The organism is Maribacter aquivivus (genome assembly GCF_900142175.1).
Taxonomy (GTDB): Bacteria; Bacteroidota; Bacteroidia; order Flavobacteriales; family Flavobacteriaceae; genus Maribacter; species Maribacter aquivivus.
In genome coordinates this window covers 2026626-2053045 of record NZ_FQZX01000001.1, presented here as the reverse complement: position 1 = coordinate 2053045, position 26420 = coordinate 2026626, and the positions used below count along the sequence as shown (strand labels likewise).

Genomic DNA, 26420 nt, shown 5'->3' with positions numbered 1-26420 from the left:
ATTAAAAATGAAGATTAACACAGTCAAGAACTACAAATTTCTATTTTAGATTCTTTATCTTGAATGTATGACATTAGTCATTTAACTTTTTAATAATGATTGTCGATAACAAATCGACAACAGTAAAAATAAAATTTTGCAGAACCCTCTGCATTCAGGCATTTTAAACAATAGGTTTGAATCCTGTCGAGGTCACAAAAAACCCCATATTATATGGGGTTTTTTTATACTCAATAATGGCGTTTAGCATTATATTTTTTTATTTCTAAGCATCAATTCCAAGAAGTAATAATCTCCGTACACAATAGGTACATCCATTTCATCTTTTTTAGGCCAATTTCCTGTACTATGATTCAAGATAAAAGGAGCTTCTATTTCCGAGGATAGTATATACTCTTCACTTTTTAAAGTTTTGAATACTTTATCTGCATAATCTTCATAGCTATTGTCATTGGTGTATGAAGATAATTCTACCAAGGCAGACGCAGTTATTGTAGCTGCAGAAACATCTTTAACCACATTAGGTATTTCCGGGTCATTAAAATCCCAATAAGGGATTCCGTCATCCGGTAGATTACAATTATTTAAATAAAAAGCAGCCGATTTTACTGCTTGTTCTAAAAAAAGAGGGTTCTTAGTATACCTATAGCACATAGTAAAACCATATATACCCCATGCCTGTCCCCTAGCCCAAGCAGAATCATCATTAAAACCTTGATGGGTAACTTTGTCTTTTACCGTGCCAGAAATAGAATCATACACAACAACATGCACACTACTATTGTCTTCCCTAAAATGATTCTTTAAGGTCGTATTTGCATGTTTTATTGCAATTTTATGAAATGTACTATCACCTGATATCCTAGTAGCCTCAAACAAAAGCTCTAGATTCATCATGTTATCAATAATAACGGGAAACTCCCAAATATCGCTATTAAAATCCCACGACCTTAGACTACCAACTTTCTCATTAAATCGTGTAGCTAGTGTAGTAGCGCTTTCTATAATTACTTCTTTATACTTTTCATTACCGGTAACCTCATACCCTTCACCAAAACTGCAATACATTTTAAAACCCATATCATGCGTACCTCCATTGGTTTTTTCTTTTTCCATAAAGGTGGTCCATTCTATTGCTTTTGTTTTAAATGCTTCATCACCTGTTAAATTATACAATTGCCAAAGATTACCAGGGTAGAATCCGCTTGTCCAATCTTTAGAAGCAACTTTAAATATTTTTTTTGTTGTAGAATTATAACTTCTCGGAAACGCTAGTGAATCTACATCATAATCCAAATACTTTTGAAAGCGAATATTCAAAAGGGAGTCTACAGAAATTTCATCAATACCAGTAGATTTATTTGGTACATCTTTACAAGAACTAGCGGTAAAAGAAATTAAAATAACCAACACTTTAATTGCATTTCTTACCATAGATAACAGTTTTAATTAGTACCGAGCAGCACATATATTACAACTGTAATTATACACAATATTATTGCCATTGGCTTAGTATACTTCCATTACTTCATTTCTACATAATCATCACCCTCTTTAATGGTTGCTTTATGGTTTGGATAGAAGTAAGAAACCAAAAACATTACCATTAGGTTCAATTCAAATTCTATTCCCCAAATATGAACGAAATGAATATCGACCTTAAAAATAAAGGTTGTTAGTATGTAAAACGTTAAACCAACAAGTACTACTCTTATAATTAAATCAGATTTTATATCAGAGACAATGAACTACAACGAGCAGTAAAAAGAAGGGAGGAATCCCTATCCACATTAAAACGGATACATCTCGTAATTTTAAATTGTTATTTCTATGATTTGTTGAGTTTTAGTACAGTTGAATATCAAAGAAAAAAATAACATCTTTTTATCTTTAAATAAAGTGTAAAAATTCTACAAATGAAAAAAATAGTATTGTTATTAGTTATTGCGAGTTTTGTGATTACTGGCTGTTCAAAATCTAGCTCAGGTAAAACTACCACAGAACAAAAAGATGTAAAGGAAGAAGTAGTAGTTGATAAAGAAGAGGAAGTTGAAGAAGAAGTGGTAACAGAAACTTGGATTTCTATACCCGTACCTGCAGATGCCGGATTTGATATGAAATGGGAGTTTCAAGAAAGCATTTCTGATGATTTTGAATATGAAGCTCAGCCCTCTAATAAAGGCGCTATTTTTTTAGACAAATGGGACGATTGGTATCATAATGCTTGGTCGGGACCAGGTTCTACAACTTGGTCAAGGGATCATTCATCTGTAGAAAATGGCACGTTGAAATTAACTGCATCACGTTTTGAAACAGACAGGGTCAATGCAGGGATTATTCATTCTAACCAAACTGTTCAATACCCAGTATATATAGAAGCTAATATTAAAATAATGAATTCGGTATTGGCAAATGGCGCTTGGTTATTAAGTCCAGACGATACTCAAGAAATAGATTTTATGGAAGGCTACGGAGCTGTTTTTTCAGGTAGCGCTAATGATGATATTTCATGGTATGGAGAAAGAATGCATGTTAGTCATCATGTTTTTATTAGAGATCCTTTTCAAGATTGGCAACCTAGCGAGCTAGTTAACGGTAATGGTAACCCCGCACCCAACCCAACATGGATAACTCGAAATGACGGTGCCGGTAATATACTTTGGAAAGACTCTTTTCATAGATATGGTGTTTACTGGAAAGATCCATTTAATTTATACTACTACATTGATGGAGTACAAGTAACCAAAAGGGAAGGAAAGGATGAGATAGACCCTTTATATCTCACTAATTCAATTAACCCAGGTGATACTACTAATGACACCAGAACTGGCTTATCTAAAGAAATGGACATTATATTCAGTGTTGAAGAACAAGGGTGGCGAACTATAAATGGTAAGGCTGTAATACCTACCGATGCCGAATTATCAATTCCCGATAATGACTTTACTATTGATTGGATCAGAATTTTTAAACCCGTTCAAAACTAGTTAAAATTGATTTCAAAATTAAGTCTCATCAAATGTATTCATTGGATGGGACTTAATTTTTCTCAAACATACTACAAGACTAGTTCTCAATTAGCAAGCTAATATTTCTTCTGGCTTAATTAAGCTTAGCTATCATTTTTAAAAATAAAGAATCAACCCTTATTTTTGCTTACATAAAATCTCAGTTATACAGAGCTCTTCGGTTCGTGTGGAGTATTAATTATTTTAAATATTTATAAAAAGTCTCTAGTTACTTTTAGATAGTAGCGTAAAAAAATCATGCTCACCATTATTATTAGCTACTACTACGGTAGCTTTTTTCTTCGATTTTAAAAACCCCATATTTCTTACGTCTTTATCAGCGAAAAAGCCTGATTCTAAATGTGAAATCACTCTGAAAGCACCTTTTTCATCACCTTTTAGAAAGGAGCCAATACCTGCATCACCACGGGTAGTTTCAACTTCTGTTTGGTAATTGTTTCCTGCAAGAAGTAAATCTTGTATACCATCACCATCAAAATCTTGATAGAGAATACTATTTACAGGAGCCTGTTGTACTTTATTTTCAAAAGGTTGAAATGTAAATTTATTATTTGCCTCATTAATAAATATTCCAGACCTAAATTCTGTTGCTGCATATAAAGGCTCACCTACTTCTCCTCCAAGAATAGCATCTAAATCTAGTTTTGCAAATTGTTCATGTGTATCTATACGGTTTACCAAATAGGGCATTTGTTTAGCTAAATCTACTTTTCCTCTAACCGGTACATTTTTGCCTTCAATTACTTTGGCAAGAACAATATCAACAGAACCATTGCGATCATAGTCATTAGCAAAAATCGATAATGGGTCTTCATAACTTGCTTTTAGTTTATGATTTAAACCTACGTTACCCGCTATGATATCTAAATCCCCATCATTATCAATATCTTGAACTTCAATTTTATTCCACCACCCTATAGATTTAGACAAGGTTTTATATGCATCGCTCTTTTTAAACGTACCCGATTCATTAATGAATATCTCAATACCCATCCACTCTCCGGTAACTACCAGATCTAACAACTGGTCATTATTGATATCTACCCATTGGGCATCGGTTACCATACCTATTTTTTCCAATTCAGGAGCTAATTTATGTTCTACACGAGTAAATTTGCCTTCATTATTTTGTAAAATATAACTTGATGGTGTAAAGGGGTATTGCCCTGGTATTACTCTGCCACCTATGAATAAATCTAAATCTCCATCTAAATCAATATCACCAGAAACAACCACAGAACCAGTTGACGCAATTTCCGGTAATGATGTAAGTGACCTTGTAAAATCACCTTTGCCATTATTTAAGTATAATCGATCTTGTGCATACCTAGTGTTTCTATAATTTTCATAACTACCGCTAACTACATATAAGTCTAAATCACCATCACCATCGGCATCAAAAAAACAAGCACCTTGATCTTCATAATTTTTATCTGACTCAAAAGTTTTAATTGATAAGAGGCTTTCTTTAGTTTCACCAATAGCAATTAACTGACCTGCTTGGTTTTTTCCTCCTCCAATATACACTTCTTCATTTCCATCTCCATTAATATCGCCTACAGCCAAACCTGGTCCTGACTGAGATATTTTATGTGGTAGTAAAAGCTGTAAATCAAAATCATTGAAATACTCTTCTTTATGTTCAAAAACATAAGGTTGCTTTTCAAATATGGGTTTCTTTACTTCTATGCTTATTTTAGCAGAGACACCTTCTATATAATCTATTTTATTTGTTTGATTAATTTTAAATGTTGTGTACTCTTTAGTACTATTATCTGACCATTGAACTATTATTTTGCTAGGTTTTTTGTTTTTTGGCAGTCCAAAATGTAGTGTATTCGAAACCGAAGATAAAAAGCCTCTAGTATTTGTTAATTCTTTGGTTTGTATTGATTTATCATCAAAAATTAAAGTGACTTTCGCCCCTACGCCATATTTGTTTTTATCGACACCCTGTAAATCTATTTTTAAGAAACTGCCTTGATTTTGTTCTATCGTATTATTTTTTAAAATTGTAGCTTCTTGATTGATATTATTTACAATAATTTCAAGGTCCCCGTCATTGTCCAAATCGGCATAAGTTGCTCCATTAGAAAGTGATGGGGTCATAGTTGCCCATTTATCAGAAGCATTCAAAAAAGTATTATTCCCACTATTTTGAAATAAATAGTTTTTTAATTTTTGTTGTGGTAACATTTTGGTGAATTCTAAAAAATCTTCGTCGGTAGGCTTTCTCCCTCTTGAACGAAGTATGTCCATTGTAGACTCTATAATATCACGATTCATTACATCTCTGTAAATACCATTAGTTATAAAAATATCATTAAGACCATCTAAATTAAAATCGGCTGCCAAAACTGCCCAAGACCAGTCTGTATCTGCAACACCAGCCATTTTAGATATTTCACTAAAAGAACCGTTACCATTATTCATTTGCAGCATATTATGAACATACTGATGATGGTACCCTTGATCTACCATCATTTCAAATTGACTAATTGGCATCATACCCATGTTTAATTTAGCCCTTTTATAATCTTCGGGGCTCATGTCAAGAGTCATTAAATCAAGTTGACCATCGTTATTCATGTCAGCCAAATCACTGCCCATACTATTGAATGACATGTGTTTGAACATGCTTTTACTTAATTCTTGAAATGTACCATCTCCATTATTAACATATGCTAAATCAGGATAATTAAAATCATTACAAACATAGATATCTAGCCAACCATCATTGTTTAGATCACCTACTTGTGGGTTTAAGCCAAAACCAATATCATAATATAATCCTGCTTTTAATGAAATATCTGTAAAATGACCAGTACCATCATTTTCGTAAAGCCGATCACTACCTTTAAGCTCCATAGTTTTTGGATTGCTATGCACTTTACTTAAATCTACTATTTTGGTTCTACTTGTTATGTCTGGTGTATTTAAGACATACACATCTAAATCATTATCCCTATCAAAATCAAAGAATGTCGCTTGTATTGTTCTATTACCATCTGCCAGACCAATTTCTTTAGCTTTTTCTTGAAATGTTAAATCTCCATTGTTTAGGTACACCAAATTATCGAATTGACCATTTTGATCTAACCAACCACCACGAGATACATAAATATCTAATAAACCATCGCCATTAATATCTGCCATGGTTACACCTGTATTAAAACCTGGGATATTTAATATACCGGCTTCTTCTGTAATATCTTTAAATTTTAAATTTCCTAAATTAAGATACAGCTTGTCTGGTGCTGAATTTGCCGTAAAGTAAAGATCAACTAAACCGTCATTGTTTATATCACCGGCAGCTACCCCGGCCCCGATATAAGTATACATATATTGATAATAATTAGAATCTACAGTTTCTGTAAGTGTATTATTGAAATAAACTCCAGAACTGGAAGAATTAATTTCTGTAAATAATTTAGGTGAAGAAGTGGTAACTGTTTCCTTTTTATCGTCTGAAACCGAATTACATGAAAAAGAAAAAAATGCTAACACATAAAAACAAGGTTTTATAAATGAATTATTCATCTTTAAGTATTTGACTTGCATAGCTTTTAATAAAGTCTTTAAAATACGTGTATATAATAACTATTCCTATTTTGGAAAGAATGCAGTGGGTATAAAAAATAACGGTGAACTTTAATTCGTTCACCGTTATTAAACTAAAACTAACTCAACAATTTTAATTACCCAAGTTTGAGTTTAAATCAATTATTGCCTGTGGTACAGGTGAAAAATAATTATTGGTACCTAGGCTACCTTGTATTTCATTATGTTCTTGAATAGTACCTGGCGAATCTCTCGCTATTAATGCTTCTTCTACTTTTTCCATTCTAACAAGATCAAACCATCTAAGGTATTCACCAGCGAACTCCCATTTTCTTTCGGTAAAAGCCAAATCTGCTAAATCGCCACTAGTTACATCTATGCTTGCATCTGCAGTTGCATATGGCAAACCTTCAGCTCTTCTTCTAATCATATTTAAAGCCTCCCAAGCATCTGAGCTTGATGCACCTGATCTACCAGAAGCTTCGGCATATATTAATAATACCTCAGCGTAACGCATGTAAAAATCATTTCTATCTGTAATGAATGCAGCTGCAGGTAAGTCATCTACAGGTCCTGCAATTTTTTTGAAAATCGGACTTTTTTGATCACTAAAAGTGGTGTAATCCAAATCAGTTCTATAAGTAGCTTCTTTACGTGCTCCTTCAGGGAAATCTTCAAAATATTTAATTTCGGCAAAAGTCTCTTGCCAACCTCCAAAATCACTAGGAAGACCTAATATTCCATCTTTTAAATTTGCCGTGCTGAAACCACATGACCCACAATATGAAATAGTAAATACACTTTCGTTATTAAATCGGTTAGCAACCCTCCATAAATCTTCTAAATTATCTGATAGCTCAAATTGATAAAGTGCTGCATTATCAATAACCTCTTTAGCTTTTGTTGCCGCACTAGTATATTTACTAGCATCTTTTACAGGAAATCCTGCCCAATCTAAATACAGTCTAGCCAATAATGATTTTGCAGATCCCTTATTAGGTCTAGGAGCTCCAGCTTCCTGCCCTGGGTAAACATCTGGCAATCTCAATTCAGCTTCCATAAAATCAGATTCTATTTGAAGATAAACATCTGTCTGCTCAGATAAACCAATATTAGGATCTGGTATAGCTGTCAGCGGTATAGGAATTTTACCATGAACACGTGTTGCATGAAAAAGAGCCATACCTCTTAAAAAGTAAACTTCACCGATTAAAATATTTAAACGATCTTGATCAACATCTAAATTCTCCATGCCCTGCGATCTCTCTAAAAGAGAATTTGCAGTATTCACTATATTATAGATTGCATTCCAATTGTTTAATAAACGTCCGTTTGTAGACTGTACCACACGTTGATCAAACTGTCTAAAATCTGCTTTATTACTTGCAAAATGGGTAGTAATATCATCACCAGCCCAAGAAGCAGCATAAAAAGTTGTCCATTGTGCTGCACTCAACAACGTACTGTAAATACCAGTAATACCTTTATCGAAATCAGTTAAACTTGCAAAAGATTCTGGTGGCAAATTAAACTCTATTGGGTCTGGATCTAAATTTGCACAACCTTGTAAAACGGTTGCAGAAATAGCTAAGAACAAACCAGCATAACCCAGCTTTTTCACTATACTTTTTTTGTTATTATAATTTTTCATATTCTTTTTTTTTAAAACTGAAGTTTAAGACCTAATGTAAATGTTCTTGGATTTGGATACGCACCTATGTCAATACCAGCACCAGCATCTGTATTATTCAAATCTTGATTAACCGGTGTAGATGAAACCTCTGGGTCATAACCACTGTAATCTGTAAGTAATACCAAGTTTTGACCGCTTACATAAATTTGTAAGCTTTCAACATTTTTTATCACATCATCAAATGTGTAGCCTAGTTTTAAATTACTTAATCGAACAAAACTGCCATCTTCGACATATCGTGAAGAATTCAAAACATTTAGTGATCCTCTACGTGGTAATTCTGTTTCATTTTGCGGAGTCCATTTATTTACACTTAAGGGAGAAAGGTCATCTCTAAAATCACCAGCACCTCCATTAATAGCCGCTGCAACTTGATTATAAACATCAAAATTATGCGCTGCGTTTATGAAGACGTTCAAGCTCAAATTTTTATAGTTAAATGTGTTATTAAAACCCCATGTTAAGGTTGGTAACCCATTACCAATGGTAGAGAAAACAGAGTTACCTTCGTCATCAGTTAAGTATTTTGCGTCACCTGCTTGTATACCATCTGGTAAGTCATCAGTTGATTTCCAAGTACCTAAAAAGGTAAGACCATAAAATTGACCTAATGGTTGACCAAGCTCAATTACGTTAATAGAATTTTCTGTACCATCTACCGGTCTAATATTTCCTAATATTTGATCAACATCATTTACCAATTCAGTTACTTCGTTCTTGACGTGTGAAAGGTTAAAAGATGAATCCCAAGTGAAATTGTCATTCTGAACAATTGTACCAGACAATGTCAAATCTATACCTTGATTTTCAACGACCCCTGCATTTTCAAATTTTGCAAAAGATGTACCCGGAATTATTGTTCTCAACAAAAGGTCTTCTGTTGTCTTACTAAAATAATCTACCGAAGCATTAAGTCTACCGCTAAAGAATCCCATATCTACACCAATGTTTGTTTGTGATGTTGTTTCCCAGGTTAAATTTGGATTTCCAACTTGTATTAGGGTTGAACCAGATACCAAGGTAGAACCGTCAAAAGGATAATTACCGGCATCGTTAGTTAATGAAAAACGTGCTGTAGAGTTTATATTCTGATTACCTACCTGGCCCCAGCCAGCTCTGAACTTTAAACTACTTAATGTTTTACCATTTTCAATGAATGGCATATTATTGAAACTATAAGCAATTGCACCAGAAGGAAAATACCCTGTTCTATTACCTTTTGCAAACCTTGACGATTCATCTATACGCATAGAGCCCGTTAAATAAAGTGAGTTGTTATAATTGTATTGCACACGACCTAAATAAGATTGTATTGCATTTTGGTTACCATCGTTAGTGAAATTCTCTCTTGATTGATCCTCATTATCCGCTAAATAAATACTACCGGTTGCAATAGCAAATGTGTCGTAACCATTAAACGTATTACGGTCTCCTTGAAATTCATATACCCCTGTAACATCAAGATTATGCTTATTAAAACTATTGTTATAATTAAGAATATTACTTACCTGGTGACTTGTGTTTCTAAAATTGGTATATGCAACACGTGTATGATTAGGATTAGCATCGGAAGGATTATCGTCTCGTATAAAAGATTCAATATTTTGATTTATTGTTGACGCACCTACTACAAGACTATATTTAAAATGATCCGTAAATTTATAACCAACATTAATTGTGGTATTTAAACGATCAGCTGCACGGTCTCTATTACTTCTTAATAGTGTACCAATTGGATTAAAACCGTTATTTGCAAAATTAGAACTTGTAATAAAATTACCATCACTGTCTTGTACAGGTAATGTTGGATCCCATGTAAGCGTCTTTAATATACTACTACCTTTAAAACGGTTAAAATCATCTGGGTTATTTACTTCTGATTCTCTACTGCCGTATAAATTTACACCTACCGATAATTTTTCTGTTACGTCAAGATTAATATTAGAACGTAAAGAGAATCGCTCATATTCATTACCGATAACGGTACCAGTTTGGTTTACATAGTTACCAGAAACAAAGTATCTTAAATTATCCTTGCCACCGCTTACTGCCAACTGAGTATTAGTACCAATACCTGTTTGAAATAATTGATCTTCGTAATTAATTGGGTTCGCATCAAGTGCAGATATTTGTTGCTCTGTATATGCTGGATCGGCACCGTTTGCAATTAAACCTGCATTTTTTTGTCTAGCAAAATCACCAGAACCCAAAGTTTCAATACTTCTTGCCTGACTACTTATAGAAACAAAATGATCAAAACTTATTTTCGGTTTTCCCGCCCCTTTCTTAGTGGTGACTAAAATTACCCCATTCGAAGCTCTAGAGCCATAAATTGCTAATGAAGAAGCATCTTTTAATACCTCAATAGAGGCAATATCATTTGGGTTAATTGTTCTTAAATCTCCTCCAAAAACACCATCAACTACAACTAGCGGGTCATTGTTACCTGTAATAGAGTTTACCCCTCTTACCCTTACTTTGATACCCGCACCTGGTGCACCAGATCCTGAAACCGATACCCCTGCAGCTCTACCTTGCAAGGCATCTTCTACACGAGTTAATGGTTGGTTTTCAAATGATTTAGCTGTTACTTGAGAAACGGCACCAGTAAGATCACTCTTTTTAGAGGTACCATATCCTATTACTACTACCTCATCTAACAAACTTGCATCTTCGGCTAATACTACATTAATTGTTTTTTGATTTCCAACCTTTATAGACTGTGAGGCATATCCTATATATGAAATAACCAAAACGTCATTTGGAGATGCCTGAATAGAAAAATTACCGTCAAAATCTGTCTGTGAACCGTTAGTTGATCCCTTTACTAAAACATTGGCACCAACTACAGGTCCTAAATTATCTGTTACTGTTCCTGAAATGGTCTCTTGACCAATTGCGCTGTTCATGCTTAATAGGGCAAAGAACAGTCCTGCCAGAAAGCATTTCTTTAAAAATTCAAAAAATTGTTTTTTCATAATCATTGGTTTAAATAAAATTTGCTTGAGTTATTGTACTTAGAGTTGAATTAAGACTATTGTTAAATTTTTTTAGTATTCTTAATTTCTTCACTTATGATTGAATAAAACTAATTATAAATCTATTTTTTTTGCCATATTACAACTGCACAAGAACTTGACACAAACCCTAAAAGGTCGATTTTTAAAGGTTTTCACATATTTTCATGTGTTGAAGTTGAAATTTTTAACAAAAAAAAAGACTGTCCTTACAGACAATCTTTTTTATACTTATAAATCGAGATTAATTCTTTACTAACTCCTCTCTAATATTAATTTTGATAGCTTAATTTTCTCCATAATTAGAATATAAATTTGGGTATTATTTAAAAAATCACTTGTTCAATTGTACTTTTCTTTACTAACCGATTCAAGTTTATTCCTGTTTTCAATGAATTAAATTTTCTTGATTCATAACTATCCCGACACCGGAATAATTATGTGCTACTGCGCTAAAATTTTAAACCAAAGAAAATCTTGTAGCCTATTCATTTATAATTAAACTATAAATATGGTTTCGCAACCAAAGGTTGGGCTATAAATACAGTTAATAGTAAATAAGTGTCTAATTTTAATTTGTGAAGTGTGAATGCCGGTACGCACAATATTCTTGCTTAATCCCTGCTCTATTTATACCTACACATGTTAATTCTTCAAAAATATAATTGAATTCTTTAATTGAAGGTTTTACTAATCTATTGTCTAAAGTGCAAACAACAACCTTATCTCCTTTTTAAAAATTAATGACTCCAATACCTAAACATTCATCATACCCGGTATTTGAAGACAAATACTTATATCCCTTTTCACCTCAAATTCTGAAGGCTAGCCTATTTTTTTTAGAAAATATTTTAAAAGTCTTGTTGCTTTCATTCCAGGTTCTTGTCCAATTATCTGCTGACTTTACAAACACAGCATCTTTCTCTTTAATTGTTAAATAAGAATAGCATTAAATAGTTCACGAAAGTAGCCTAATAAGAAAGAATCATTAGTTTTATCAACTAGACATAAACTTTACAAATCGATAAATCAGTACATATTTATAAGGCAAATAAGGTTTAAATAGAATTTATATAATCTTCTAAATTTACATTTCTAGGTAGGTCCATTTTTTTACGAATACGATGTCTTGATGTATGTACAGATTCTACTGATATACCTAACAAACGCGCCATATCTTTACTGGACATGTTTAATTTAATTAAAGCACAAATTTTTTGATCACTTTGACTTAAGTTAGGAAACTTCTCAAAAATTTTATTGTAAAACTCCTTATTTACTGAGATAAATCGATGCTTAAACTCATCCCAATTGTTATTATTATTAGTAGAAATTGACCTTAGCACCTTATTTATTTCGTGAATTTTAATCTTATCGGTACCTACGCGTACCTTAGATTTTATCTCTTTCAAAAATTCATCTTTTTCTATAAGCTGTAATGCCGAAGATGCTAATTCTTTATTCTTTATATCAATAAGAGCCTGTTGCTTTTTTATTTCTAACTCCTTATTTTTTTCTATAAATATTTTTTCATTTGTATGTTTTGTTCTTAAATAATTAAAATAACCATAGCCTATAATTAGTAAAAAGAAAATAGACCCTATTAGAATAATCAATTGAAGTTTGCTAATCTCTTCTTCTTGCTCAAGTTGCTTTAAATATTGTTCTTGAATTTGTTTTTCTTGTCGATCTTTCTCTATTCGATAGTTATCTTTTATTTCTAATAAAGATTGGTTTATAGAACTTCTACCATCAAAAAATTTAGCATCTAGCTCCTTGGCTTTTTTAACACTATTAAAAGCATTTTTATAATCGTTTTTCAGAAGATATAACTCGGTGAGTTTCTCATACACTAACGGCGTAAAATCTACATGACTTTTATAGTCATCAGAATATTTCAAAGATTTTACATAGAGTTCCTCTGCTTTATTCAAGTTAGATAAGTTAAGATTTATATCTCCTAAAAACTTATAAATCAATACTAGATAGGTAGGTTCGTTATCTTGAAAATAAGGCAGTAAACCTTCCATAATTTCAATGGCTTGTTCATTTTCACCTTTTCTCCCTAATAGTATAGCTTTTTCAAAATCTAGGTATTCTTTACTTCTATATTCTAGATGTGCCAAAGGTTGAATATCTATCTCATTAGAAAAGTAGAGATAACAGCTATCCAAATAAATTTGAGCACGACCACTTCTTTCTAACTCTCTATTTGTTTTAGCCAAAGAGTAATAATAAGGTACTAATTCAGACTTTTCTAAATGTAACTTCTTTACACGCTTCTTTTGTAGTTCTAAAGAAGATTTTAAATATTTTAAAGACGCATCTACACGCTTGTTATAGCTATATATTCTTCCTAACCTAACAAATATTATAGATTTTAATTTATCATCATCTCTTCTATCGTTTAAAATTAGTGCAGTCCATAATGCATCATAAGAGCTTGCATATCTAGCCGTATTTTCAAATACATAAGCTTTCTCTAACAAACTATATGTTGCACTAACGGTATCATTTAATTTTAAATAACTTTTACTGCTGTAATCTAACAAGGCAACAGCACTATCAGGATTTTGAAATCTCAGTTCTAATGCTCTTTCAAAGGCTTGTTTAGCACTAATATCTTTTAAGTTATTTTGAGCATAACCTATGGTAATGATAAGCAAGCAAAATACAGACAGTATTCTTTTCATAAGTATATTCTCAAAGAAAAAATTTAATTAATAATTCAATTACACTCTAGCTAAAATATATTTTTCTCTATAAAAAAATTCAAGAAATATTCTGCCAATACTACTTTTAATCTTGAAACCTAATAGAATTAAAAGTACAAATCAAATAAATTATGAATTCATTTTCAAATATTGATTTTTAAAAACCTTTGGTGAACAATTCATATATTTTTGAAATTGTCTGTAAAAAAAAGGCAGACTTTCATATCCACAATCGTAAGCAATTTGGCTTACTTGTTTGTTTGTTTCAATTAGCATTTTACTGGCAAGGTTAATACGGTATTCATTTATAAAGGTAAAAAATGACTTGTTAAGCGATTTTTTAAAAAAACGGCAAAACGCTTCATTACTCATAGATACCAAAGTAGATACATCATCTAATTTTATTTTAGAATGATAGTTCTTCTCCACATAATCGTACACTACATCAATTCTATTGTTCGCTTTTAAATTAAGATTTGGCGAGAAACTGGTAGTCGTTAATAACTCGATTGAATTTACCAATGCCAATTCTTCTAGTAATTGTAAAAAACTCAATAATCTGTCTAAGGGTTTTTTCTCTATAATAGCCATTAATCTCTTTGCTGTTTTTTTTGAGGAATACGAATGAAACAATATTCCTTTCGCAGCCTTTTTCAACAATAAATTAATTTGATAAAACTCTTCTTTTTGAAACCAATTCTCCCCTAAAAACAAATCATTCCATTGAAAAACAACCGACTTCACATTCCCAATATGTAAATCTGTGTTTTTCCAGCAATGCGGCAAATTTGCACCTATTAAAACAAAATCACCTTCTTCGAAGTTTTGAATGCTGTTACCTACGTACCTCATCCCTTTCCCTTTTACAATGTAAGTTAGTTCATATTCTGGGTGAAAATGCCAAGGCGCATCAAACTCAACATCCTCATAAACAAACGCATATAATGCACTTTGCTTAGAATTTATCTTTTCAAATTGTGCTTTCATATAATAGCAATTATAATCTATTATGATGTATAAAACATCAATATACCTATTAAAATGTCAAAATAAGCACTATATAGGCTAATAAAGATTAATTAACGCACCAATAGTTTATTCATATTTGCGAGTATACTTTTTAAAAATAAATAATAGTCAACACCATGGATAAGAGCAAGTTTCTAGACCCTTTTGAAAAGGAAAGAATTGAAAAAGGATTTGGCAAGATGGACGATCAGGGTGAAGAAGTCACCATGGTATTAGGTCATAAAGATGTTAGAAAGTGTGCACATAATGCAAAAACCTATCAATCTGGAGCTGCACCTGGGCGAATCGTTATTCCATCCGAAGAAAATATAAGAGATATACGTCAGATTCCGTTTGAAGTAGACCCTCCATTACACAAAGGGTTTAGAGATATTTTAGACCCGTGGTTTAAACGACCTTTAGAGGAAGAATATACCACAAAGCTTAAGAATCAAATTCAATCTTTAGTCAAAGAGGTTTTAAAAAGGGACTCTTTAGATATTGTTAGTGAATTTGCTTTACCATTACAATCACGAGCATTAACCCTTTTATTAAACACACCATACGCACAAGCTGAAACATGGATCTCATGGGGCACACATGTTTTTAGAAGTGAAGGCTCTGCTTTAGATGCTGACAAGGCTAACATTTTGTATGATTATATTGACAAGGAAATTGAAAGAGCAAGTGCTGCCCCAACAGACGATTTGTATTCTGTGTTACTGGCATCTGAGGCTAATGGTAAAAAGCTGACTAAAGAAGAAGTTAAAGGTGTTATTATTCTAACTTTTGCTGGCGGTAGAGATACCGTTATAAATGCCGTTACAAATTCCATTTCTTATTTTTCCGAACATCCAGAATCATTAGAAAGGTTGCGCAATGAGCCTGAAATATTGAATAACACTATAGAAGAATTAATTAGATATTTTTCGCCGCTAACACAAATGGGAAGAATTACAACCGAAGATACTACCGTTTGTGAACATGCACTTAAAGCAGATAGTAAAATATCGCTTTGTTGGGCTTCTGCCAATCGTGATGCCAATGTGTTCGAGAATGCAAATGAAATTGTTATCGACAGAAAAATAAATCCGCATGTAGCATTTGGCTTTGGCACGCATAACTGCTTAGGAGCAACACATGCTAGACAAATACTAAAAATTTTGATTTCAACTTTATTAGATGAAGTCAAATCAATAGATATCCTAGATTACAAAGAAAATATTGAAGATTTAGGTCACTTTAAACGTAAAGTAGGCTTTGACAGTTTACACGTTAAATTCAACTCTTAATAAAAACACTAATATAGTTAATATGGCAAAAATAACATTTGTAACAAGCGATAACGAAACCATTATTACGGAGGCTACTACAGGTAGTGTAATGGAACTTGCAGTACAGAATAAGGTTAAAGGAATTGATGGTGATTGTGGAGGAGTATGCTCTTGTGCAACTTGCCATGTTCATGTTGAACCTGCGTTTTGGGACAAAGTTGGAGCACCTAGCCAATTAGAAAGTGACATGCTAGAATTTGATGATAATGTTAGCGAATACAGTCGCCTTTGTTGCCAAATAGATGTTTCAGATGCAATTGATGGGGTGGTTTTAAATGTTGCCAAATAATGTCTACCAAAACATCAAATAAAATTTGTGTCGTAATCGGTGCAAGTCACGCTGGAGTAAATTTTGCTTTCGCCTTACGAAAAGAAGGTTGGGAAGGTGATATTATTTTATTTGATCGCGACCCAGAATTTCCATATCACAGACCGCCTTTATCTAAAGCATACTTAACAAGTGAAGAAGGTACTCAGCAAGATTTGCTCTTTCCGAAACAAAATTATGAGACTGATAAGATTACCCTTAAATTAGGTAAAACCATCAGCTCAATTAACCGTAAAGAAAAAAGCATCACTGTTTCTGATGGTTTGGTTCAGAAGTATGACAAATTAGTTCTCTCTACAGGAGCACGCCCCTTTATACCACCAATAAAAGGACTGAACAGCGCAAAAAATGTTTTTGCAATGCGAACGGCAGAAGATGCTCTTAATATTAGAAAATCTCTCAACAAAGACCGCAACAAAGTAATTATTATAGGTGGTGGGTACATTGGTCTAGAAACTGCTGCTGCTTTAAGTAAACTAGATGCTTCGGTAACGGTATTGGAACGCGAAGAACGTGTTCTTTCTCGTGTTACCGCTCCAGAAATGTCTACCTATTTTAAAGAGTTACATCATAAACATGGCGTATCGGTTTTATCAAATAAAAATGTAACATCTGTTGATTTTAACAATGGCATCAATGAAGTTCAATGCGATGATAACTCTAGCTATAAAGCAGATATCATCATTGTTGGCGTAGGCATTAAAGTAAATACTGAATTAGCCGAAGAAGCTGGTTTAGAAATTGAAAACGGAATTAAAGTTGATGCCAACTGCAAAACCAATGACCCAAACATATATGCTTTAGGTGATTGTACTTTTCATTTTAATCCACATTACAAAAAATATATTAGATTAGAATCTGTACAAAACGCTGTAGACCAAGCAAAAATTGCTGCAAAATCTATTTGTGGCGAAGCTGTAGCATATGACTCCATACCTTGGTTTTGGTCTGATCAATATGATGTAAAATTACAAATGGTGGGTTTATCACAGGGTTATAATCAAACTATTAAGAGAATAGAAACAGATAGAGATAACTGCCAATCTGTTTGGTATTTTAAGGATGATGAATTACTTGCTGTTGATGCCATAAATAATGCAAAAGCTTATATGTTAGGTACTAGATTTATTCAAAAAAATCAAAAAATTGACAAGCTTAAACTTTCAGATGTTTCAATAGCCATAACCCCTACTAGTTTTATCTAAAATCAGTACAAAAAAGAAAAAAATGTCAATACAATCAAAATGTGCAATAGCAACAGGTGATGGTAAATTTATCATAGATACAGTTACTATAGCAGAACCTAAAGCAGATGAAATAATCGTTAAAATAAAAGCTGCCGGACTTTGCCATACCGATCATGATTCTCTAACATGGGGCAAACCAATTGTTATAGGTCATGAAGGCGCAGGCATTGTAGAACAAATAGGCAGCGCCATTACAGATTTTAAGGTTGGTGATAAGGTAATTTTAAATTGGGCTACTCCTTGTATGAAATGTTTTCAGTGTCAAGAAGGCAATCAGCATATTTGCGAAAATAATTCGCCTGTAACCGCTGGCGGAAATGGTTTTACTCCTGGTCACGCTCATTTAGAAGGAACAAAATGGAATGATACCCCTATTGAGCGTTCTTTTAATATTGGTACTATTTCTGAGTATGCTTTAGTGAAAGAATCTGCATGCGTCAAATTTAATGGTAATCTACCTATGCCCTCTGCAAGTATTATTAGTTGTGGGGTTATGACGGGTTATGGTTCTGCTGTGAATACGGCAAAAGTAACCGCAGGAAGTTCTGCCGTAATTATTGGTACTGGAGGAGTTGGCTTAAATGTTATACAAGGTGCTAGAATTTCTGGAGCATCAAAAATTATAGCTATTGACATTAATGAAGAGCGTCTTGAAATGGCAAAACAGTTTGGGGCAACCCATACTATTCTAGCAGATAAAAATGATGAAGGTTTACTACAGGCATCAGAAAAAGTAAAAACACTAACAGAAAGTAGAGGTGCAGATTATGCTTTTGAGTGTACAGCCGTTCCGGCATTAGGTGCAGCACCCTTAGCAATGATTAGAAATGCAGGTACAGCTGTACAAGTTAGTGGTATTGAAGAAACCATTTCTATAGATATGAACTTATTTGAATGGGATAAAATTTACATTAATCCCCTTTACGGTAAATGTCGTCCGCAGATAGATTTTCCAAAATTGGTAAGCTTGTATGATAAAGGAGATTTGATGTTAGATGAAATGATTACCAGAACATACCCTATTGAAAATCTACAACAAGCTTTTGATGATATGCTGGCAGGTAAAAATGCTAAAGGTGTAATCGTTTTCGAATAAACAAATATGTCAATATTTAGAACAACAGAAATATCAAATCCTGAATTTGAAAGTAATCATCTTAGATTTATTACTGTAAAGACTCCTAATCTTAAAGGTCGTGGAGACATTTGTGTATTTGTCCCCCCAGGTGAAAATCTAAAAGACTTACCTATAGTTACGCTTCTTCACGGCGTGTACGGTAGTGCTTGGATTTGGGCACACAAGGCAGGCGTGCACTTTACCGTTTTACGTATGATGACTGAAGGGCTTATCAAGCCTATGGTTGTTGCAATGCCTTCTGACGGATTATGGGGAGATGGCTCGGCATATCTACCTCATAATAATCTTGATTTTGAAAAATGGATTGTTGAAGATGTAATCAATGCAGTTATTGAAAATATTAATGCTACAAGTTCATCATCAAATTTATTTATCTCTGGTCTATCAATGGGTGGTTATGGTGCTTTGCGTCTCGCAGCCAAATATCCTAAAAAATATAAAGGTTTTTCAGGGCATTCTTCTTTAACGAACATTAACCAGATGCATTTATTCGTAGAAGAAAAGGAAACCAACTATAGTCAAACCGAAGAGTTAAACGAAGATGTTTTTAAGTTGATGCAACAAAATAAGAAAGAGCTACCTCCTTTTCGTTTTGATTGTGGTAAAGATGATTTACTAATTGAGTACAATAGAGCACTTCATACAAAACTTGACAACTCAGATATTAATCATACCTACCAAGAATTTGAAGGTAAACACGAGTGGTCTTATTGGCAAGAACATATAGAAAAGACCTTGGTTTTCTTTAACGAAATAAAGTAAGCTCGTTTATTACTGATTTAGAGTTAATTATACCAAAAATATATTTTGTTCAGTTTTTGTCAAGTCTAATTATCCACGTTTCCAACGCAATACCTGTACATTAGGTTTCAAGAAAAAGAATAAAAAATCAGAGGCTTCATAATTATTTAAAACCTCAAAACTTTTAGCTCATAAATGAAATCTGAATTAGAGAACGCTCCACATAGAAGACTTAATATACTTACTGGTGAGTGGATCTTGGTATCACCACATAGAACCAAAAGACCATGGCAAGGCAAAATAGAATCTTCTGAAAAAAGGGAAAAAATCAATTACGATTCTGAATGTTTTCTATGCCCTACTAATGCCCGAATGAATGGTGAACCTAACCCCAATTACAAGAACACATTAGTTTTTAAAAATGATTTCGGTGCTCTTCTAAACGATACGCCATTGTTCAATTATACTGATGGCTTACTACACGCTGAAGGTGAGAGTGGTATTTGCAAGGTTATTTGCTTCTCGCCCAACCATTCTTTAACAATTCCTGATATGGAGGTTAATGATATTATTAAAGTAGTAGAGACATGGCAAAACGAATTTACTGAACTGGGCAATTTAAAGCATATTAATTACGTACAGATTTTCGAAAATAAAGGGGCGATCATGGGTTGTAGTAACCCCCACCCCCACGGTCAAATTTGGGCGCAACATTCAATACCCACAGAAATTGAAAAAAAGACGACAACACAAAAAAACTTCTATAAAAAAGAAAGTACCAGCTTACTAAGTAAATACATTGATCAAGAACTAAGTATTGGTACTCGTATTATATCAGAAAATAAAAGCTTTGTTACACTTGTACCCTTTTGGGCAGTTTGGCCTTATGAAGCTATGATTATTCCAAAAAGGCAAATGGCTAATATAGCAAGTTTAAATGCCACTGAAAGAGAAGACTTTGCCCAACAATTAAAAACATTGACTCAAAAATACGACGCATTGTTTAACTGTTCTTTTCCTTATTCGTCAGGCATACACCAAGCGCCAACCAATGGTGATAATTACGAAGAATGGCATTGGCATATGAGTTTTTACCCACCATTATTACGATCTGCAACTGTAAAAAAATTTATGGTAGGTTATGAAATGTTTGCCATGGCACAGCGTGATATTACACCAGAAATGGCTGCAGAAAAACTAAAATCCCTATAAATGAAAGAAATAGAATTTAACTCAAAAAAATGGGATTTAATTATCGACTCTCCCGGTAGAATAAATATTATTGGCGAGCACACTGATTACAATAATGGCTTTGTACTACCTACAGCTATTGATAAAAAAATTCAACTCAAATTCAATAAAAATAATAGTGCTACTACGTGCAATATTCATAGCCGCAATTTTAATGCAAATCTAACTTTTGAACTTGATAATATTAGCGTAAGCGAAAACCAATGGGAAAACTATGTACTGGGTGTTATATACGAACTACAGCAGTTGACCAATAAGCTGAAAGGTTTCGATTGTATTTTAGATAGTGACATACCGGTAGGATCTGGCATTAGCTCTTCGGCCGCTTTAGAATGTGGAATTGCATACGGACTCAACGAACTCTTCGAATTGAAACTCACAAAACAAGAAATCGTAGCATTATCTCAACGTGCAGAACATAATTACGTGGGTACAAAATGTGGTATCATGGATCAATTCAGCTCAGTAATGAGCAAATTAGGACATGTAATCTTGTTAGATTGTAAATCTCTTGATTATGAATACGTTCCCATAACCATCGCTCCTTATAGAATTCTTTTATTGAATACCAATGTTTCACACAATTTAGCTTCTAGCGAGTATAATGTTCGTCGCAGTCAGTGCGAAGAAGCAGTAGCTATTATTCGAGAAAAATATAATACCGTAAGCTCTTTACGTGATGTTTCTATAACCATTTTATCTGAATTTAAAAATGAACTTTCTGAAGATGTTTTTAATCGCTGTACCTATATCATTGAAGAAAAAGAACGCGTTTTAAAATCAGTTAAAGCCTTAAAAGAATCATCCCTTCACCAATTAGGAAAATTAATGTTTGAGACGCACCACGGTCTACAACACCTTTATGATGTAAGCTGCCCAGAACTTAATTATTTAGTAGATTTCTCTAAATGTTATGATAATGTAATTGGATCTAGAATGATGGGTGGTGGTTTTGGTGGTTGCACCATAAATCTAATACATGAAGATGCGGTAGACCATTTTATTGAAGAAGCCACCAATGCATATTATAATAAATTCAATATTAAATTGACCGCTTTCGAAGCAATGCCTAGTGAAGGTACTAGTATCAATACCAACAATTTATATTAACATGGACTAATCAATCAATTAAAAGGAAATTTAGCTCAATATGATAAATTTTCAACACACTTAACTTTAATTTGTAAACCAATTATTTTAATACCAAACAACAAATAAAAATGAAAAAAAATATCATAAGATTATTATCAATAATGTGTTTGTTCATCTTTACGGCATGTTCCGAAACTATAAAAACCGAAAAAGAAACAGCGACGGTAGAACAAAAAATAGTCATTACAGATGAGCTGATAGATGAATTAGGTATTACCAACCGAGACTCATTAAGTGCAGCTTCAAAGAGGGCGTTACAATGGCCTCAAGATTTAGGAAATGAATGGTTTATTCAATTTTCTGATCTTAAACCTTTAAAGGGTGACCTTGCTTACGAAGAAGGCGTTGTACGTAGAGACCCTAGTGCCGTTATTAAAGAAAATGGCAAATATTACGTTTGGTATAGCAAAAGTGTGGGACCATCTCAAGGTTTTGGTGGTGACATTGAAAATGAAAAAGTTTTCCCATGGGATCGCTGCGATATTTGGTATGCAACTTCTGAAGATGGTGAAACCTGGAAAGAAGAAGGGTTAGCGGTAGCAAGAGGCGAAAAGGGAACTTATGATGATCGCTCCGTGTTTACAGTAGAAATCATGAAATTTGAAGACAAATATTATTTATGCTACCAAACAGTAAAATCCCCGTATAATGTTAGAGTCAAAAATCAAGTAGGATTGGCTTGGTCTAATTCTCCAAACGGACCATGGACCAAAAGCGAAGAACCAATACTAAGTCCGGCAGACAATGGTGTTTGGAAAGGAGAAGAACAAAACAGATTTCTAGTCGAGAAAAAAGGAGACTTTGATAGTCATAAAGTACATGACCCATGCATAATACCTTACAAAGGTAAATTCTATTTGTATTACAAAGGAGAACAAATGGGGGAAAAAATCACTTTTGGTGGTAGACAAATTCGTCACGGAGTTGCCATTGCAGATAACCCATTGGGTCCTTATGTAAAATCACCTTACAACCCAATTAGTAATAGCGGACACGAAATTTGTGTATGGCCTTATAATGATGGTATTGCAGCTTTAATTACTACTGATGGTCCTGAAAAAAACACAATTCAATGGTCTCCAGATGGTATTAATTTTGAGATAATGTCTGTAATTCCTGGAGTTTCTGCACACGCTATAGGCTTAGATAGATCAGCTGACAATGAAAAAGAGCCAACCGAAATTTTACGTTGGGGTCTTTCACATATTTATAATAATGGCGATTACCAAAGCATTATGAGCTTTACATCTGAAAGAAAAACTACGCATGCCGCAAAAGGAGAAAAAGCAAAATAAATAGACTTCATATTAGTAGAAAGAGGAGCATTAGAAAGTGCTCCTCTTTTTTTATCCACATGTTGGTAAGTTAAATAATAGTAATTTTACGGTACAATGTTTTTTTAATGAACAAGACTAAGCCAAATTTAAAATCAGAGTATAATGTACCAAATCTTGAAAGAGGTCTATTGGTTATTGAGTTATTGGCTACAAAAAAAAGCGGACTCACTTTAGCTGAAATTACCGAAACTTTATCTTTAACAAAAACTTCGGCATTTAGGGTCGTTAGCACGTTAATTTTCAAGAACTACTTACAAAAAAACGAAACTACCAAAAAGATAACACTATCTAGAAAAATGCTTTCTTTAGGCATATCTTCCATGACAGAGCAAAGCATCGTAGAAATGTCTATTGATGTTATGCGTGCCTTAAGAGATGAATTGAAAGAATCTGTTATGTTGGGTATTTTATTAGGAGATAAAGGCACTATTTTAGAACAAGTATCTTCTTCTTATCCAGTAAAATTATTTGTAGAACAGGGTACCCAATTCAGTTTACATAGCTCTGTAGGTGGTAAATGCATACTATCATATTTACCAAAAGAAGAGTCTGATGAAATTTTAAAAAAAATTACTCTTACTAAATTCACAAAAAACACCATTACTTCTAAAAAAGATTTTAGAAACACCCTTAAAGAGGTTAAAAAAAATGGATTTGCGATTGATAACGGCGAAGACATACAAGGTATTCATTGTATAGGAGCACCTATTTTTAATGAATCAGGGTATCCGGTGGCAGCGCTTTGGATCACAGCACCCCATGGTAGACTACCTCATGAAGAATTCGATGCCAAAGGAAAAATCATAGCACAATATGCGCTTGACATCTCAATAAAATTAGGCTATATCTCACAATAGTTTTTTTACTAATAAATATGATTTCTCAAATAAACCAAGCTCTTTTTAAGGGCTTTTTTTATATCTAAATATCTCCTTTTCCAATATTTAACAATTAAACTTCAGTATATCATTAGTAAAAAGTGCTTTGTTTTATAAATAATTGTATATTTATTTCAAATATGAAACTAGTTTACTATTTGAAACTAATATAAAATGAAAGCAACCATTTACGAAGGCAATAAAACCTTCACTGTTATAGACAAAGAAATTGATCAACCCAAAACAGGTGAAGTCCGAATTAAAGTAGCTTATTCAGGTGTTTGTGGCACCGATGTTCACATCTATCATGGTATGATGGACAAGCGTGTGGCTATGCCACAAACCATTGGGCATGAAATGTCTGGTACCATTGATGCCATTGGCGAAGGTGTTGAAGGCTATGTTGTGGGAGAAAAAGTAGTTGTTCGCCCATTAGATGACAGAAAAGTAAAAGCTTCTGACAAAGGTTTTAACCACATTTGTGAAGAGTTGAAATTTATAGGAATTGACAGTCCTGGGTCCATGCAACAATATTGGAATGTTCCAGCATTTGTTCTTCATAAATTGAAACCAGAAACAGATTTAAAACTAGCCGCTTTAATAGAACCATTATCAGTAGCTACACATGATGTACGTAGAAGTGGTTTGGTAAAAGGTGAAACAGCGATTGTTTTAGGGGGCGGACCAATTGGCTTATTAGTTGCAATGGTGGCTAAAGAAGTAGGTGCTCAAGTAATTATCTCAGAAGTAAACCCAAAACGTATTGCAAAGGCAAAAGAATTAGGCTTTGACGCAGTTAACCCTATTGAATTAGACTTAGTAGAATACGTAAAAAGCAAAACCGAGAATCGCCGTGCAGATGTTGTTTTTGAAGTAGCTGGCGTACAACCTGCACTAGATGTAATGTGCGAAGTAGCAGGCATTAGAGGGAGAATATTAATGGTAGCAATTCACGGTGAGAAAAAACCGGTTGATTTATTCAAGTTTTTCTGGAAAGAGTTAAGCCTAATTGGCGCACGGGTTTACGAAAAAGAAGATTATGAAAAAGCCATTAATCTGATTACAGAAAATGAACTGCCTTTTGAACAAATGATTACAGATGTTCAGCCATTAACAAACATTCAACAAGTTTTTGAAAACATAGATAATAATCCAGACGGACTAAAAGTCTTAATGGATTGTCAATTATAAAATAAAATAGAAATGAGCATATTAGATAGTTTCAGTTTAAAAGGTAAAGTAGCCATTGTAACTGGCTGTAAAAGAGGAATTGGAAAAGGTATGGCTTTGGCATTAGCAGAAGCCGGTGCAGATATTATAGGTGTATCGGCATCTTTAGAAGCAACAGGTAGTGCTGTAGAAAAAGAAGTCACTGCACTTGGCAGAAAATTCACTGCATACCAATGTGATTTTTCAGATAGAAAAGCGCTTTACAAATTTATAGAGAAGGTGAAAGCTAACCATGCTATAATAGATATTCTGGTAAACAATGCGGGTACTATTCTAAGAACACCGGCAGCAGAACACCCAGATGATATGTGGGATAAAGTTATAGAAGTAAACCAGAACGCACAATTTATTCTAACCCGTGAGATTGGAAAAGACATGATTGCACGTGGTTCTGGAAAAATAGTATTTACTGCATCATTATTAACATACCAAGGAGGAATAACTGTTCCTGGTTATGCGGCTAGTAAAGGTGCAATTGGTCAAATGATTATGGCTTTTGCTAACGAATGGGCTGGAAAAGGGGTAAATGTCAATGGTATTGCTCCAGGATATATTGCTACTGATAATACTGAAGCATTACGTAATGATCCAGATAGAGCAACTTCTATTTTATCTCGAATACCGGCAGGTAGATGGGGTGAGCCTAAAGATTTTGCTGGTCCAATTGTATTCCTATGCTCAAAAGCATCAGACTACATGCATGGATCTATTACCCTTGTTGACGGGGGTTGGATGGGAAGATAATATAAATTCAAAAAAAGT

18 protein-coding genes are annotated in these 26420 nt (G+C 33.5%); 12 read left to right on the top strand and 6 right to left on the bottom strand.

Going from position 1 to position 26420, the window contains the following annotated elements; translation table 11 throughout:
* Positions 1–249: 249 nt before the first annotated feature.
* Positions 250–1434: a glycoside hydrolase family 88 protein gene (locus tag BUC31_RS08575; RefSeq protein WP_073243063.1), complete on the bottom strand. Its 1185-nt coding sequence runs from the start codon at positions 1432–1434 to the stop codon at positions 250–252.
* 482 nt (positions 1435–1916) lie between these two features.
* Here BUC31_RS08575 and BUC31_RS08570 point away from each other — a divergent pair, with 482 nt between their 5' ends.
* Positions 1917–2987 (top strand): LamG domain-containing protein, encoded by a 1071-nt coding sequence (locus BUC31_RS08570; protein ID WP_073243061.1) that lies wholly within the window; start codon positions 1917–1919, stop codon positions 2985–2987.
* A gap of 246 nt (positions 2988–3233) precedes the next feature.
* Here BUC31_RS08570 and BUC31_RS08565 read toward each other — a convergent pair whose 3' ends face one another.
* From BUC31_RS08565 to BUC31_RS08545, 5 genes are all read right to left on the bottom strand, one after another.
* Positions 3234–6569: a VCBS repeat-containing protein gene (locus BUC31_RS08565; protein ID WP_073243059.1), complete on the bottom strand. Its 3336-nt coding sequence runs from the start codon at positions 6567–6569 to the stop codon at positions 3234–3236.
* Between the two features lie 154 nt (positions 6570–6723).
* The gene (locus tag BUC31_RS08560; protein WP_073243057.1) at positions 6724–8241 is read right to left on the bottom strand and encodes a RagB/SusD family nutrient uptake outer membrane protein; all 1518 of its coding nucleotides are present in this window, start codon (positions 8239–8241) and stop codon (positions 6724–6726) included.
* A gap of 11 nt (positions 8242–8252) precedes the next feature.
* Positions 8253–11261, bottom strand: a complete 3009-nt coding sequence (locus tag BUC31_RS08555; protein WP_073243055.1) for a SusC/RagA family TonB-linked outer membrane protein — start codon at positions 11259–11261, stop codon at positions 8253–8255.
* Positions 11262–12358: 1097 nt separating this feature from the next.
* On the bottom strand, positions 12359–13993 hold the full coding sequence (locus BUC31_RS08550) for a hypothetical protein (RefSeq protein WP_073243053.1): 1635 nt from the start codon (positions 13991–13993) through the stop codon (positions 12359–12361).
* 150 nt (positions 13994–14143) lie between these two features.
* A complete protein-coding gene (locus BUC31_RS08545; protein WP_073243051.1) occupies positions 14144–15001 on the bottom strand; it encodes an AraC family transcriptional regulator in 858 nt (285 codons plus the stop codon).
* A 158-nt stretch (positions 15002–15159) separates the two neighbouring features.
* Between BUC31_RS08545 and BUC31_RS08540 the strand changes: the two genes are divergently transcribed.
* The 11 genes from BUC31_RS08540 (at position 15160) to BUC31_RS08490 (ending at position 26402) form a co-directional block, all read left to right on the top strand.
* Positions 15160–16314, top strand: a complete 1155-nt coding sequence (locus BUC31_RS08540) for a cytochrome P450 (RefSeq protein ID WP_073243049.1) — start codon at positions 15160–15162, stop codon at positions 16312–16314.
* Between the two features lie 22 nt (positions 16315–16336).
* Positions 16337–16645, top strand: coding sequence for a 2Fe-2S iron-sulfur cluster-binding protein (locus tag BUC31_RS08535; RefSeq protein WP_073243047.1), 309 nt, complete (start codon positions 16337–16339; stop codon positions 16643–16645).
* Entirely contained in the window at positions 16645–17889 is a 1245-nt protein-coding gene (locus BUC31_RS08530) for an NAD(P)/FAD-dependent oxidoreductase (protein ID WP_170861937.1), read from the top strand. The genes BUC31_RS08535 and BUC31_RS08530 overlap by 1 nt, the downstream gene beginning before the upstream one ends.
* Before the next feature lie 22 nt (positions 17890–17911).
* A complete protein-coding gene (locus tag BUC31_RS08525; protein WP_073243043.1) occupies positions 17912–19027 on the top strand; it encodes a Zn-dependent alcohol dehydrogenase in 1116 nt (371 codons plus the stop codon).
* Between the two features lie 6 nt (positions 19028–19033).
* Positions 19034–19831: an alpha/beta hydrolase gene (locus BUC31_RS08520; protein WP_073243041.1), complete on the top strand. Its 798-nt coding sequence runs from the start codon at positions 19034–19036 to the stop codon at positions 19829–19831.
* A 174-nt stretch (positions 19832–20005) separates the two neighbouring features.
* Positions 20006–21022 (top strand): UDP-glucose--hexose-1-phosphate uridylyltransferase, encoded by a 1017-nt coding sequence (locus BUC31_RS08515; protein ID WP_073243039.1) that lies wholly within the window; start codon positions 20006–20008, stop codon positions 21020–21022.
* Positions 21023–22171, top strand: a complete 1149-nt coding sequence (galK, locus tag BUC31_RS08510) for a galactokinase (protein WP_073243037.1) — start codon at positions 21023–21025, stop codon at positions 22169–22171.
* 110 nt (positions 22172–22281) lie between these two features.
* Complete coding sequence (locus BUC31_RS08505; RefSeq protein ID WP_073243035.1) at positions 22282–23508, top strand: glycoside hydrolase family 117 protein; 1227 nt, start codon at positions 22282–22284, stop codon at positions 23506–23508.
* A 107-nt stretch (positions 23509–23615) separates the two neighbouring features.
* The gene (locus BUC31_RS08500) at positions 23616–24407 is read left to right on the top strand and encodes an IclR family transcriptional regulator (protein WP_073243033.1); all 792 of its coding nucleotides are present in this window, start codon (positions 23616–23618) and stop codon (positions 24405–24407) included.
* A 195-nt stretch (positions 24408–24602) separates the two neighbouring features.
* Complete coding sequence (locus BUC31_RS08495) at positions 24603–25619, top strand: zinc-dependent alcohol dehydrogenase (RefSeq protein ID WP_073243031.1); 1017 nt, start codon at positions 24603–24605, stop codon at positions 25617–25619.
* 18 nt (positions 25620–25637) lie between these two features.
* On the top strand, positions 25638–26402 hold the full coding sequence (locus tag BUC31_RS08490) for an SDR family NAD(P)-dependent oxidoreductase (RefSeq protein ID WP_170861951.1): 765 nt from the start codon (positions 25638–25640) through the stop codon (positions 26400–26402).
* Positions 26403–26420: the final 18 nt, after the last annotated feature.